General features: G+C 63.8%; 12 protein-coding genes. 5 read left to right on the forward strand and 7 right to left on the reverse strand.

Annotation, left to right across the window (positions count from 1 at the left end):
• Positions 1–97: 97 nt before the first annotated feature.
• The 3 genes from BTW08_RS05805 to gmk all read right to left on the reverse strand — a co-directional run bounded on the left by BTW08_RS05805 (position 98) and on the right by gmk (position 3,530).
• Positions 98–2,254 carry a RelA/SpoT family protein gene (locus tag BTW08_RS05805; protein ID WP_075561564.1) on the reverse strand — a complete coding sequence of 719 codons (2,157 nt, stop codon included), beginning with the start codon at positions 2,252–2,254 and terminating at the stop codon, positions 98–100.
• 133 nt (positions 2,255–2,387) lie between these two features.
• A complete protein-coding gene (gene rpoZ / locus BTW08_RS05810) occupies positions 2,388–2,645 on the reverse strand; it encodes a DNA-directed RNA polymerase subunit omega (RefSeq protein ID WP_075561565.1) in 258 nt (85 codons plus the stop codon).
• Positions 2,646–2,855: 210 nt separating this feature from the next.
• On the reverse strand, positions 2,856–3,530 hold the full coding sequence (gene gmk, locus BTW08_RS05815) for a guanylate kinase (RefSeq protein WP_075561566.1): 675 nt from the start codon (positions 3,528–3,530) through the stop codon (positions 2,856–2,858).
• Positions 3,531–3,800: 270 nt separating this feature from the next.
• On the opposite strand from gmk, the gene BTW08_RS05820 reads away from it, so the two are divergent.
• The 4 genes from BTW08_RS05820 to BTW08_RS05835 all read left to right on the forward strand — a co-directional run bounded on the left by BTW08_RS05820 (position 3,801) and on the right by BTW08_RS05835 (position 6,989).
• Positions 3,801–5,003: an MFS transporter gene (locus BTW08_RS05820; protein ID WP_075561567.1), complete on the forward strand. Its 1,203-nt coding sequence runs from the start codon at positions 3,801–3,803 to the stop codon at positions 5,001–5,003.
• An 82-nt stretch (positions 5,004–5,085) separates the two neighbouring features.
• On the forward strand, positions 5,086–6,135 hold the full coding sequence (gene pyrC, locus BTW08_RS05825) for a dihydroorotase (protein WP_075561568.1): 1,050 nt from the start codon (positions 5,086–5,088) through the stop codon (positions 6,133–6,135).
• A gap of 143 nt (positions 6,136–6,278) precedes the next feature.
• Positions 6,279–6,629 carry a type II toxin-antitoxin system RelE/ParE family toxin gene (locus tag BTW08_RS05830; RefSeq protein ID WP_075561569.1) on the forward strand — a complete coding sequence of 117 codons (351 nt, stop codon included), beginning with the start codon at positions 6,279–6,281 and terminating at the stop codon, positions 6,627–6,629.
• Between the two features lie 66 nt (positions 6,630–6,695).
• On the forward strand, positions 6,696–6,989 hold the full coding sequence (locus tag BTW08_RS05835; protein ID WP_075561570.1) for an XRE family transcriptional regulator: 294 nt from the start codon (positions 6,696–6,698) through the stop codon (positions 6,987–6,989).
• 231 nt (positions 6,990–7,220) lie between these two features.
• Here the strand turns inward: BTW08_RS05835 and BTW08_RS05840 are convergent, their stop codons facing one another.
• From BTW08_RS05840 to BTW08_RS05850, 3 genes are all read right to left on the reverse strand, one after another.
• Entirely contained in the window at positions 7,221–9,326 is a 2,106-nt protein-coding gene (locus tag BTW08_RS05840) for a TonB-dependent siderophore receptor (protein WP_075561571.1), read from the reverse strand.
• Between the two features lie 75 nt (positions 9,327–9,401).
• Positions 9,402–10,490, reverse strand: coding sequence for an ABC transporter substrate-binding protein (locus BTW08_RS05845; protein ID WP_139313584.1), 1,089 nt, complete (start codon positions 10,488–10,490; stop codon positions 9,402–9,404).
• A gap of 210 nt (positions 10,491–10,700) precedes the next feature.
• The gene (locus BTW08_RS05850; RefSeq protein WP_075561573.1) at positions 10,701–11,270 is read right to left on the reverse strand and encodes a histidine phosphatase family protein; all 570 of its coding nucleotides are present in this window, start codon (positions 11,268–11,270) and stop codon (positions 10,701–10,703) included.
• Positions 11,271–11,442: 172 nt separating this feature from the next.
• On the opposite strand from BTW08_RS05850, the gene BTW08_RS05855 reads away from it, so the two are divergent.
• Positions 11,443–12,432, forward strand: a complete 990-nt coding sequence (locus BTW08_RS05855; RefSeq protein ID WP_075561574.1) for a D-2-hydroxyacid dehydrogenase — start codon at positions 11,443–11,445, stop codon at positions 12,430–12,432.
• A 1-nt stretch (position 12,433) separates the two neighbouring features.
• On the opposite strand, the gene BTW08_RS05860 is transcribed toward BTW08_RS05855, so the two are convergent.
• Positions 12,434–13,831: a PLP-dependent aminotransferase family protein gene (locus BTW08_RS05860; RefSeq protein ID WP_075561575.1), complete on the reverse strand. Its 1,398-nt coding sequence runs from the start codon at positions 13,829–13,831 to the stop codon at positions 12,434–12,436.
• Positions 13,832–13,843 lie beyond the last annotated feature (12 nt).

Consider the following 13,843-nt stretch of genomic DNA (forward strand, 5'->3'; position numbering starts at 1 on the left):
TATCTAGCGTCTTCTCATAAATACGTTTTCAATGGCATTGCCATCGTGAAAAAACACTGCCCCGCCGCGCATGACGCGGCGGGGCAGCCATTACCGATTAGTTTCGGGCGCGAACGATGCGGCCGATATGATTCAGGTTGCGCAGGCGCTTGATGATCCGTGCCAGATGAATGCGGCCCTTGACCAGAATGGTCAGATTGACGATCGAGAGCCTGGCGTCGCGCTCCTCGATGCCGATGCGCTCGATGTTGGCGTCGGCATCGGTGATCAGGCTGGCCAGTTCGGCGATCAGGCCGCGCCGGGTCTCGACTTCGATCCGCAGCGGTACCGGGAAATCCTGGTCGATCTGCTTCGACCAGGTCAACGTCACCAGCTTGTCGGGATCGTCGCGCAGCTCATCGAGGTTACCACACTCGTGGCGGTGGACGACGATCCCCTTGCCGATCGACAGGTGGCCGATCACCGGGTCGCCAGGGAGCGGGTGGCAGCAGCGCGCGAAGCTGATCGCCATGCTTTCGGAGCCATTGATGACGATCGGGCCATTGTGCGGCGCCTCTTCCAATAGCCGTTCCAGGCTGCGTTCGCCGCTGCTGGTGTCGGTGGCCGAATCATCCGCGACCAGGCGCCGTGCCGTGGCGTGAGCCAGGCGAGTGCCGAGACCGATGGTCTCGAGCAGGTCGTCCTCGGTCTTAAGGTCCAGTTCTTCCAGCAGGGAAGACAGCCGTCCCGGCGGTAGTTTCTCGAGGCTGGTCTCGAACCCGGTGAGCGCGCGATTGAGCAGCCGGCGGCCGAGCTGGACCGCCTCGCTGCGCTGCTGACTCTTCAAGGCGTGACGAATCGCCGAGCGCGCCTTGGCGGTGATCACGAAATTGAGCCAGGCCAGATTGGGCCGCGCGCCGGGGGCGGTGATGATCTCCAGGGTCTGCCCGCTCTCCAGCGGCGTCGACAGTGGCGCCAGATGGCGATCGATGCGACAGGCGATGCAGCTGTTGCCGATGTCGGTGTGCACGGTGTAGGCGAAATCGACCGCCGTCGCCCCCTGTGGCAGCTCCATGATGTCGCCTTTCGGCGTAAAAATGTAGACATCATCGGGAAACAGGTCGTTTTTGACGTGCTCGATGAACTCCAGCGAGTCGCCAGCGTGGCGTTGCATCTCGAGCAGACCGCGAACCCATTCGCGGGCCCGGGCGTGGCTGCCGGCAGCGATCGGCCGCTCGGTCTGGCCCGCCTTGTAGAGCCAGTGCGCCGCGATGCCGTTGTTGGCCATCGCTTCCATTTCGCGGGTGCGGATCTGCACCTCGATCGGCATCCCGCTGGGGCCGAACAGCGTGGTGTGCAGGCTCTGGTAGCCGTTGGCCTTGGGAATCGCGATGTAATCCTTGAAGCGCCCCGGCACCGGCTTGTAGAGATTGTGCACCGCGCCCAGCACGCGATAGCAGTTGTCGACGCTGTCGGTGATGATGCGAAAGCCGAACACGTCCATGATCTCGGCGAACGGCTTTCGCTGGTCGTGCATCTTGCGATAGATCGACAGCAGGTGCTTCTGGCGTCCGACCACGCTGCCGGTGAGGTCGTCCTCGTCGAGGCGACGCTGCAGGCTGGTCTGGATCTGGCGCATGGTCGAGCGGCGATTGCCGCGAGCGCTGGCCACCGCGCGCTTGATGCGCTCGGAACGCATCGGATGAATCGCCTGGAACGACAAATCCTCGAGCTCGACCCGAATGGTGTTGATCCCCAGGCGTCCGGCGATGCGGGCGTAGATTTCCAGCGTCTCGCGGGCGATCCGGCGCTTCTTGTCGGGGCGCAGAGCCCCCAGCGTGCGCATGTTGTGCAGGCGATCGGCGAGCTTGACGATGATGACCCGGATATCCCGGGACATCGCCATGACCATTTTCTGGAAGTTCTCGGCCTGGGCGACCGCCTTGTCCTCGAAGGTGATCTGGGTCAGCTTCGAGACGCCGTCGACCAGTTCCGCCACCGCCTCGCCGAACTGCGCCTCGAGGGCTTCCCGGGAGACGCTGGTATCCTCGATGACATCGTGCAGCATGGCGGCCATCAGGCTCTGATGGTCCATGTGCATGTTGGCGAGGATATTGGCGACGGCGAGCGGATGGGTGACGTAGGGCTCGCCGGAGCGGCGCTGCTGGCCGTCGTGGGCCTGCTCGGCGTAGTAGAAGGCGCGCTTGACCTGCTGAATCTCGTCGTCGGGGAGATAGCCGCCGAGACGATCGGCCAGGTCATCGATGGTGAACATGCGCGCGCCTATTTTGACTGCTCGTTTAACTACCCGTTATGGACACCGATTGATCAACATCCCGGACCGCAACCGGTCCGTGGACGTCATGGCGACGCCACAGACGACCGGAGATCATGCCGGAAGCCAAGACTCAGATGTCGTATTCCTGGGTCGGCTCGGGACGCGGGCGCGGCGGCGCGGCTTCGACCGGCTCGTCGAGAATGCTGTCGCCGATCTGGCCGGTGGCGATTTCACGCAGCGCCATCACGGTCGGCTTGTCGTTTTCCCACGGCAGCAGCGCATCACGGGAGCCGCGCGCGAGCTGACGGGCGCGCTGGGACGAGATCATTACCAGCTTGAAACGGTTCTCGATATGGTCCAGACAATCTTCGACGGTCACTCGTGCCATGAGGGTAGCCCTGTTACCAGAAAATGAGGGAACGCGCCCCATGCTGCGGGGTCTGCGGGACCGAGCAGTCTACTGGAGTTGCGCAACGCCTGACAAGAGAGGCCAGCCGGACACGACAAAGCAGGTCGACCGCTCGCGCTTCTTCGGGAGATCCGGCGCGCGAGGGTGCGCTAGGAGATGCGCTGGAGAAGGTGACGTGACCACCGAAATTCAGCCGGCGTCGTTCAGCAAATCGGCGAGCAGGGCCGCGTGGCGTGCCTGCATCTTGTCGCGGCGCGAACGGCGCGCATGGACGATGCATTCGAGTTCGCTCAGCGCGTGTTCGAAAGTGTCGTTGATGATGACGTGCTCATATTCGGTGTAATGCGACATCTCGCTGACCGCATCGCGCATGCGCCGTTCGATGACCGCGTCATCGTCGGTGCCGCGTCCGGCAAGCCGCTCGCGAAGCGCCTCTCGCGACGGCGGCAGGATGAAGATCGATTCGGCATCCGGCGACTGCTCGAGAACCTGCTGGGCGCCCTGCCAGTCGATCTCCAGAATCACGTCCTCGCCCACGGCAAGGCGCTTTTCGACCTCGACCCTGGAGGTGCCGTAATGACGATCGAAGACCCAGGCGTGCTCGAAGAATTCGCCTCGTTCGACCATCGCCTCGAACTCGGGCTGGGTGACGAAGTGGTAGTTGACGCCATCCTGCTCGCCCGGGCGCTTGGCGCGAGTGGTATGAGACACGGACACGCCGATATCCGCGTTGCGTTGGAGCAGGGCGCGGACCAGGCTGGTCTTGCCGGCACCGGAAGGGGCGGAAACGATATATAGCGTGCCCAGAGCGCTGGCGCCGAGCGTATCGGCGGGGGTACGGGGCGTCGAGAGAGCGTGCGACATGACAGAACGGCCGTCCGGAAGTGCGTGAAGCCCCATAGTATGCCACGTAAACGCCACTTCATGGGCAGGGGAGCCTCGCGCGGGTTCGGGCTGTCGGCCGGCAGAGCAGTGAGGCTTCGACGCTGCCTCTTTCTACTACAATGCGCTTTCTCATTCGTCACGTTCGGCTCTTTTCGCCAAGGGACTTTCCGCTTCGGACTTTCCGCTTCGCCAAGGGCTTTCCGCGAGAGGGCTTTCCCGCAAGAGCCATTCTGATCAGCAAAGGTATTCATGAACTCCTCGACCGCAACCGAGACCCGCCGTGCCGGCCCTTTTCTGGGCATCGCCCTGGCGTTCGCGGCAACGATGATCGGCACCACGCTGCCGACGCCGCTCTATCCGATCTACCAGCAGCAGCTGGGATTCTCGCAATTGATGATCACGGTCATTTTCGCGGTCTACGCGGCCGGGGTCATCGCGGCGCTGCTGATTACCGGGCGCTGGTCCGATCAGCTCGGGCGACGGCCGTTGCTGTTCGCCGGCCTGTTGGCATCGATCGTCAGCGATCTGGTGTTCTGGCACGCGGACGGCCTCAGCATGATTCTCACCGGGCGGGTGTTGTCGGGTATTTCTGCCGGCATCTTCACCGGCACGGCGACCGTGGCGGTGATGGAGCTGGTGCCTGCCGAGTGGAAGCGCGCCGGTACGCTGGTGGCCACCGCCGCCAATATGGGTGGTCTGGGCCTGGGGCCGATGCTCGCCGGGGTGCTGGCGGTGCTCTTCCCCATGCCGTTGGCGCTGCCCTATATCGTGCATCTGGTGCTCGCGCTGGTGGCGGTGGCCTGCATCTGGCGCGCGCCGGAGACCGTGAACCGGCCCGAGCGGATTCGTCTGCGTGTGCAGAAACTCAAGGTGCCCGCCGAGGTGCGCGGCGTGTTCGTACCCGCGGCCATCGCGGCATTCGCCGGCTTCATGGTGTGCGGCTTTTTCACCGCCGTAACCCCAGCGTTTCTGGGCAAGGTGCTGGGTCATACCAACTATGCGTTGATCGGATTCGTGGCGGGGCTGCTGTTCATCGCCTCCACGGTCGGCCAGATGCTTCAGGGGCGACTCCCCGAGTCGCGGCGCTTGCCGATGGGTTGTGCGGTGCTGCTTATCGGCGTGCTCTGCGTCGCCTGGGGCATCGGTGCGGCGCAGCTGGCCGGTTTCATCATCGGCGCGATCGTCGCCGGCATCGGCCAGGGCATCGCTTTCCGTGCCGGGCTGGGCGCGGTGGCGGCCGCGAGTGCCAGCGAGAATAAGGCGGCGGTGGTCTCCACCTTCTTCGTGGTGGCCTATGTCGCGATCTCCCTGCCCGTCATCGGGATTGGTCTTGTCGCCTCGGTGATCAGCCTGCAGCTGACGGGGCTGCTGTTCGCTCTGCTGGTGGCACTGCTCTGCTGCCTCGCGTTGTTCCTGCTGCTGCGGCGGAACAAGCGACGAGAGGCCGCCTAGGCATGTCGCGAGGCGCGTTGCAGTCAGACGGTCTCTGGTATCATGAGCGCCGATTCGTTCTACCGACTGCCAGGAGTTCCCGATGACCGCTTCGCCCGACACGCTTCGCATCCGCCGCCCCGACGACTGGCACCTGCATCTGCGTGACGGCGAGGTGCTGAAGACGGTGCTTCCCTACACCAGCCGGACGTTTGCCCGCGCCATCGTCATGCCCAATCTGGTGCCTCCGCTGACCACGATCGAGGCGGCCAGCGCGTATCGCGAGCGCATCCTGGCGGCGATCCCCGCCGATCATGACTTTACGCCGCTGATGACCTGCTACCTCAACGAGAGTGTCTCCCGGGAGACGCTGGAGCGTGGCCACGCCGATGGGCTGTTCACCGCCGCCAAGCTCTATCCGGCCAACGCGACGACCAACTCCCAGCACGGCGTCAAACGGATTCAGGACGTCTATCCGCTGCTCGAAGTCATGCAGCGCATCGGCATGCCGCTGCTGATCCACGGCGAAGTGACGCGCGGCGAGATCGATATCTTCGATCGCGAGAAACATTTCATCGACGAGGTCATGCTCGATATTCGCCGCCAGTTCCCCGAGCTCAAGGTCGTGTTCGAGCATATCACCACCAGGGAAGCCGCCCACTTCGTGCTGGAAGGCGACGAGTTCCTGGGCGCCACGCTGACGCCACAGCATCTGGCCCAGAACCGCAACGACATGCTGGTCGGCGGCATTCGCCCGCATCTCTATTGCCTGCCGATACTCAAGCGCGGCGAGCACCAGCAGGCGCTGCGCCAGGCCGTCGCCAGCGGCCACCCGCGCTTCTTCCTGGGTACCGATTCTGCCCCCCACGTCACCGCCGCCAAGGAGACATCCTGCGGCTGCGCCGGTGTGTTCAACGCCGAAGCGGCGCTCTCGGTCTATGCCGACGTCTTCGAGCAGGAGGGCGCGCTCGAGCACTTCGAAGCCTTCTGTTCCGAGAACGGCCCGCGCTTCTACGGCCTGCCGCTCAACGAAAGCTTCGTCACCCTGACGCGCCAGCCGACTCCGGTCGCCGAATCGGTGGGCGAAGGCGACAACACCTTCGTCCCCTACCAGGCTGGCGAATCTCTGACCTGGTCGGTGAAGCGGGATTAAGCGCAGGATGGGTCAATCTCGAGTGCTACGGCGAGGCAGGATGCACCGGCGCGCTTAGTTCGAAGCGCGAGATAAGATCCGACATTATTCTTGCGGTTATATCAAATTAGATATAATTTGATGGCGCTGGTTAAGGGTTCATCATGGCAAAAGAAGAAAAGCCGATTGAATTCTGCGGAGACTCGCTGGATCGGCTACGGGCTTTTCCGCAGGCAGCGAAGCAAGATATGGGTTATCAGATTGGCCTGGTCCAAGCTGGCTTGGAGCCCGAAGACTCCAGACCCATGAAAACCGTGGGCAACGGGGTTTATGAAATCAGGGTAAAGGACGAAACCGGAGCCTATAGAACGTTCTATATCGCGAAGCGACAGGAGGCTATCTACATCCTTCACTGCTTCCAGAAGAAAACCGAGAAGACGGCTCCCAAGGATCTGGCGCTAGGCAAGCAGCGATTCAAAGAGCTGCCGCCCGAGCCCTCGAAAAGCCGACAGTAGAGACCACGTCTTCCGATGTGCCTTTCTCCAACCGGCATATGGCAGTATGAGAGTGAGGATAGAGAGATGGCTAACGAGCGTTTCGCAAGCATCTGGGATGCTGTCGAAGATACCCCGGAGGAAGCGGCAAACATGCGGCTGCGGTCCAAGCTGATGATGATTCTTGGCGAGCGGGTAAAAAGCTGGAACGTAAGTCAGGCTGAAGCTGGCCGCCGCCTGGGGCTGACTCAGCCTCGCGTCAATGATTTGCTGAAGGGTCGAGTCAGCAAGTTCAGTCTTGATGCGCTGGTCAACCTTTCCACGCATGCGCATTACCGGATCGATATCAGCGCCGTGGAAGACGAAACCGCACCAGCATGAGGCGAATGCCAGGCTCATGGCTGGCGCCGGAATGACTCGAAAGCCCTGAGTCGAGCATCGGACACGGATTCCAGTGAGCTTCTCTAATCCGTGCAATCAGGCGCGCTTCAGACGCGCCCCGACCAAAGGCAAGACAACGTCGGATCAGCACGGCAAGTGAAAGGTTTCCAGCCTGTGTCGGGATCGCCCAGCGGATCTCCCCACTCCGTGTAACTGCCGCGATCCCACCGATTAAAACGACACGCCGGCCTGCAGCGTGACTTCCAGCGGTTCGCCGACCACCACCCGGGTATCGCCGCCGCTGGAGGGGTAGTAGGTGGTGTCGAACAGGTTGTGAACGTTGAGCTGGAGATGGGTGTTGTCGCCCAGCCAGCGGTTGTCCCAGGCGACGAAGGCGTCCGCTACGGTGTAGTCGTCGAGGCTGAAGCTGTTGTTGCTGTCGCCCTCGCGGCTGCCGACGTAGCGCACGCCGCCGCCGACTCGCCAACGACCGTAATCGGGGTTTACCGCTAGCGCCTGCGATAGCAGCAGCGACGCGGTGTGACGCGCCACGTTGGGCAGCGCGTTGCCTTCGGTGCCGCCGCCTGTATTCTCCGAGCCATCGTCGCGCACTTCGGCATCGGTGTAGGCATAGTTGGCGAGGACCGATAGCCGCTCGGTCAATTCGCCCTGGGCGGAAAGCTCGACCCCTTTCGAACCGCTCTTGCCCACCGCCCGCGACACGCCGTTGTCGCTGACGACGACGTTCTCCTTGGTGATATCGAAATAGGCCAGTGAAGCCTGCAGCCGATCGCCGAGGAAACGTTGCTTGATCCCGGCTTCCCAGCCATGACCCTCTTCCGGATCGAAGCGCTGTCCGGTGTCGGCATCGGGTTGGTTGGGAACGAACGATTCGCTGTAACTGGCGTAGAGCGAGGTCTGTGGCGTCAGCTTGTAGAGCAGGCTGGCGTGGGGCAGGAAGACGTCATCCTGGGTGTCGGTTTCGACCACGAACGGCCGGCCCTGGCCGCCATACTGCTCGCTATGCTGATAACGCCCGCCCAGGCCGAGAATCCAGCGTTCGCCCAGATGCAGATTGTCGTCGACATAGGCGCCGGTGGTGTCGATCTCGTCGAGCCGATGGCTGGTGCTGTCGAGATAGGTGGCGCCATCCAGGTTTAGATCGCCGTAGTCGGGGGCGTAGATCGAGATCGTGTCGGTAGCGCCGCGATAGCGGTCGGCCAGATAGTCGCGGCGTCGCTCATGATCGATGCCGACGGTCATTTCGTGGCGAATGCCGGCCAGGTTTACGTCGCCGAGCAGCTCGGCGGCGGTATAGATCACGCGCCGGTCGAAGCCGTGATTGGCATCGGCGCGCCGGGTTGCGGTGCCATCCTCGGCAACGCTCAATACCCGCGGCTGACCGTCGTCGTACTGGCGTCGGTTCCAGCCGTAGGTCAGGCGACTGGTCCAGTCCGGGTTCAGATCCTGCTCCCAGCGCGCCGTGAACGACTGATCGTGGCCCGTTACGCGGGACCAGTTCTCGTCGAATCGCCGCTTGCGTGGCACGTCGACCGCCTTGCCATCGACGAAGGCGGTGCCCCGATCCAGGGTCAGGTCGTAATCACGATATTCATAGGCGAACCACAGTCGGGTATCGTCGTCCTCCCAGCTCAGCGACGGCGCCACCACGGTCTGACGATTGCTGCCGAAGTCGCGCCAGTAGTCCTCGTCCTGCTGCCCGACGATGAAGCGAAACGCCGCACCGCTGTCGCCCAGCGGCCCGGTGACATCGACGCTGGCATTGCCGCCGCCGAAGGAAGTGCCCTCGCCACTGATGGTGCGCTGCCAGTCGTACTGCGGCTTCTTGCTGACGATATTGATGACCCCGCCAGGCTCCTGGATGCCGTAGCGAAACGAACTGGGGCCCTTGAGCACTTCGACCCGCTCGGTGGTGAAGGTCGAGAAGGTATTGCGTGGCTGGCGGATGCCGTCGCGCAAAATCGAGCCGTCGCTGTTGCTGCCGAAGCCGCGTTTGATGAACCCGGCTTCCGTTCCGCCCATAGTGTTGCCCAGAGTCACGCCGTTGACGTAGGCCATGGCATCGGTCAAAGAATCGGCGCCGATATCCTCGAGCATCTGCGAGCTAACCTGGTCGACCGTGCGCGCCTGGCTCAGGAAGTCGGTTGGGCGGCCATTGACCAGGTTTGAGCGCGTCGCTTGATAGCCTTCCGCTTGGGATGGGACGGCGGCGGCAGTCACCACCAGCGGCATGAGAGTGTCATCCGCGGAGCTGGCTCGGGCGGCTATCAGCAGCACCGCCAAGGTGGCGACGCTGGAGAGGCGGCGTGGGGGCATGGCGTGGGTTCCCTGGTTCGAATTATCGTTTTTCTGACTGACGTTTTGGCCGTGGCCCGCGACGAAGGCGAGCGTTCAATGTGGCGATGAATTTGGCGATGAGTGTGGTGATGAGTGTGGTGATGAAGGAACCGCGCGATAGGTCGTCTCGAACGTGCCGTCGACGGTGATCGGCATGAAGTCTCGATAGAGTTCGCGTCGTGTCGCTGCCGGATCGAGGGCGCCGCACTGCTGCGGATGCAGCCAGCCGGCGATGGCCTGCAGGGCGACCACCGAGAACGGCCCCTGGTGGTAGCCATGCCAGATCGCGTGGAAGCCGCCGTCGTTGACCGCCGATAGCGCCGACCAACCCGGTCGGCGGGCCACGACATCGGCCATGTCGCCCTGGGTATCGCTTTCCGCGACACCGAAGCCGGCCCGAATCGAGCCGCTTTTGGCCCACTGGGCGGCGGTGGCGATGATCACGTCGGGATCGCGCGCGAGGATGGTCTCGGGGTTGAGCACGTTTTCGGTGCCCGGGCTCATGCCGGCGGCAATGTTGTCGCCCCGGGCATGGTCGACCAGGTCAGCAAGACCCGAATCGAAGTTGCTGCGACAGCAGTCGACCTTGAGCCCCGGGGCGATATCGATCAGCACGCTGGGCCGCCGGGTGACGGCATCGAGACAGTCATCGACAGCGGCGGTCTCCGACTGCAGTCGCGTGATCAGGGCGGAGGCGCGCGATTCTGCATCCAGCGCCTGGCCCAGCAGCTCGAGCGAGGGCTGCGTGTCGTCGAGAGGATGCTCGCGGAAATCGATGAACAGGATCGGAATCTGCAACGCCGCCAGTTGATCCAGCAGCGGTGTCTGGCGCAGCTCGGCATGGCGCGAGATATCGGTGACGATCAGATCCGGATCGAGGGTGATCAGCGCTTCGGCGCTGGGCATGGCATTGCCGTTGTTGCCCAGCGTCGGCAAATCGGACAGGGCGGGAAAGGCCGCAGCGAAACGCGCCTGCGCCACGGGGTCGAAGCTCTCCAGCGAACCGCGCCAGCCGCTCATGCGTGATACGGGATCGGGCAACAGTGCCGCGAGGGCAAAGAGGTGTCGCGGATTATCGAGAAAGAGGCGCTCGGGGGCGGCGGCAAGGGTTACCTCGCGCCCGGCGAGATCGGTCACTGTCACCGGATACTCTGTCGCCTGCGCCGTGCTCGTCAGCCAGCCGGTACCGAGCCAGATTCCGAGCCAGAGCCGGAGCCAAACCCTGAGCCAGAGCCCGAGTGTGTCCCACGCGTTTCGGCGGCCCAGTAATAACCCCATGATCGCTTTTCTTCTAGTTGATTAAAGCGAATCATTATCATTTGTATCGGGGCAGGGGTCAACGCTAATGGTTAGTCAGCGCCAAGCCGATAACCCGTCAGCCGGCTCGAAGGGGCGAATGATCCAGTTTTCTGTGCCTTCCGGTGCAATCCACAGCGGGATCGCATTGGCCGAGCGCGGTCCGGCCGGACTGCCGTGGGTCAGGCCACGCACAGCACGGATCAGCCCCGAATGGCCGACGATCAGCGGCGTTTCGGCTTCTTCGAGCAGCGCATTGAGCGTGGCGGCGATGCGCTCGACGAACGCGTCCCAGGATTCGCCACCTGGCGGCGTGCTCATGTAAGGGATCGTCGCGGGAATCGGCTGGCCTTCGAGGTCTCCCCAGTGGCGTTCCATCAGCCCATCAACGATCCGGTCCGGCGCGCGGCCCAGCGCCAGTTCGGCGGTGCGGTAGGCGCGTTGCAGCGGGCTCGACACCGCCAGCGACCAGTCGATGTCCCCCAGCAGCCCGCCTGCGCGCTTCGCTTCGTCTTCGCCCTGAGGCGTCAATGCCACGTCATGCTGACCGCCGATGCGACGTTCGAGATTGCGGGTGCTCTGGCCGTGGCGAAGGAAGACAAAGGGGCGGCGGATCAGGGCAGGCATGGCGGGTCCTTGGCAACAAGTCGGGTGTGAGTGCAGTGGTGCAATTCTAATCGATTCGGCGAGTGACGATTTGCCGGCTACGGGATTTTGCGGTAACCCTTGGTGATGATCCGGCGATCCGCCCGATTGTCATACAATGCCCGAACAGATGTGAACCGCATAAGGAATGCCCATGTCCACCGCTCTCGATATCCATATCTACACCGACCCTGATTTTCGGCAATCGAAGGACTTCGCCGACGAGCGCGTCCTCGGCATTCTGGCGGAGTTCGAGGGTCTGGGATCGCGTATCGCGCTGAGTTTCAGCCACGACGAGACTGCGCTGAATGCGGCGCTGGCCGATGCCGAGGTGCTGATTCTGGTGGGCAAGCTGGATATCGCCGACGTGGCGGCACGGGCACCGAAACTGCGCTGGATCCATATCACCAGTGCCGGGGTCGATCGAATTCCTCTGGACCGCCTGCCCGCCGAGGTACTGGTGACCAATGCCAAGGGCAATCATGAGGTGCGGGCCCGGGAGTTCTCGATGACCGCGCTGTTGATGCTCAACAACCGGCTGCCGGATTTCGTGACCCAACAGCGCGAGAAACACTGGGCGCAGAGCGCGCTCGAACCCATCGACGGCAAGACGGTGGTGATCCTGGGCATGGGGGCGCTGGGCAGCGCCGCGGCCGAGGCGGCCAAGCGGCTGAATCTGAAAGTGATCGGCGTCAGCCGTTCGGGCCGGGATCACGCCCTCGCCGATGTCAGTCTGCCGCAAAGCCGGCTGAAGGAAGCGCTGGCGGACGCCGATTTTCTGCTGATCACGCTGCCGTTGACCACCGATACTCGCGATATCGTCGGCGAGGCGGAACTGGCGGCCATGCCGGCGCGCGCGGGGGTGATCAATATCGGCCGCGGCCCGGTGTTGGATGTGGCCGCGCTGGCGAAACGGCTGGAAGCGGGTCAACTGCGCGGCGCGGTACTCGACGTGTTCCCGGAGGAGCCGCTGCCGGCGGATTCGCCCTACTGGACCACGCGCAACCTGATCGTCACGCCGCACAGCGGACTCTACGACGCCGATTATGTGCCGCGCTGCCTGCGCTTCTTCTTCGCCAATGTCGAGCGTTACCTTGACGACCGGCCGCTCGAGAATCGAGTCGATACGAGCTTGGGCTATTGATCTACACGGTCTGCCATAGCATCGGATCCGGATCACCCAGCGTGGTGGCGATGACCTGCAGCGCGCGCTCCAGCGCTTCGCGACTGTCGGCGGCACTGATACAGACACGAATCGCCTGGGGGGCGCTGACACTACCCAGGCAGAAGCTTTCGGCCGTGCTGACGTTGACCTGCTGCGCCTGGAGTTGAGCGACCACATGGCTGGTGCGTAGCTCCCCCGGCAGCGGCAGCCATAGATAGAACCCACCGCGGCGACCGCGCGGGGAGAACTCCCCCAGCCTCTCCATGGCATGATCGAAACGCCACTCGAGCTCGTCGCGCTGCCAGCGCAGCAGCGTCTCGGCATCGCCGCTCTCGATCCAGCGACAGACCAGTGACGCCATCAGCGGTGGCGGCATCCAGCTCTGGGCCCGCAACGCCGCCGTCAGCCGTCCGTGCAGCGCCAGTGGCGCACGCATGGCACCGACGCGCAGCCCCCCGCCAAGCACCTTGGCCACCGAAAAGAGCGTGACCGTGCACTCCGGCGCCAGCCGATAGAGCGGCGTCAGCGGTGCCTCATCGAGCTGTGGATGGATGTCGTCCTCGATCAGCCAGAACCGTCTTTCCCTTGCCAGCCTGACCAGCGCTCGCCGCCGATCCTCGCTGAGGCGCGCGGTGGTGGGGTTGTGACAGTCGGGCATGACGTAGAGCGCGCGGAACGGCTGCTGTTCGAAGGCGCGAGCCAGCGCATCGATATCGATGCCTTCCTCGTCGTGCGCGACCGCCACGCTCTTGAGCGAGAGCTGTTGTAGACCGCTGATCAGCCCGGGATAGGTCAGGCGTTCGGCGGCGAGGCGTTCGCCGGGTGACAGCAGGGCACTCAGGCTCAGAAAGATGCCATGCATGCCGCCCTGATTGATCAACAACTCCTCGGCGGGCACCGCGCGGCCCAGTGTCGCCAGCCAATCCGAAATGACTGTCCGCTGCCAGCTCTGGCCCGCCTCCGGTTGATAATCGATCGCCGCGCGCAGTAACGCCGGATCCTGCTGGATGGAGTGCATCGCGCGGGCCAGCGATGCCTCGCGCTGTGGGTGGGGAGGCGGCAGCGACAGGCTGAGATCGACGATGCCGCTGTCCGGCGCGACGCGACGGACGTGGTCGAACGCCTGGTGGGGCGCACCGGCGTCACGCACATACGTTCCGCTGCCGACGCGCGCACTGACCACGCCGCGCTGTTCGGCGAGCGCGTAGGCGCGAGTGACCGTACCGACGGTCACACCAAGCGCATCCGCCAGCCGCCGCTGAGGAGGCAGCTTGGCACCTGTCGCCAGCTCGCCACTGGCAGCGGCGGCGGCAATGGCGTCGGCCAGCTCGCGATAGCGGGGGCCATGTCCGGGAAGTAGAGGGATCCAGATTGTCATGGTGACAATAAT

It is taken from the genome of Salinicola sp. MH3R3-1 (genome assembly GCF_001937155.1).
GTDB lineage: Bacteria > Pseudomonadota > Gammaproteobacteria > Pseudomonadales > Halomonadaceae > Salinicola > Salinicola halophyticus.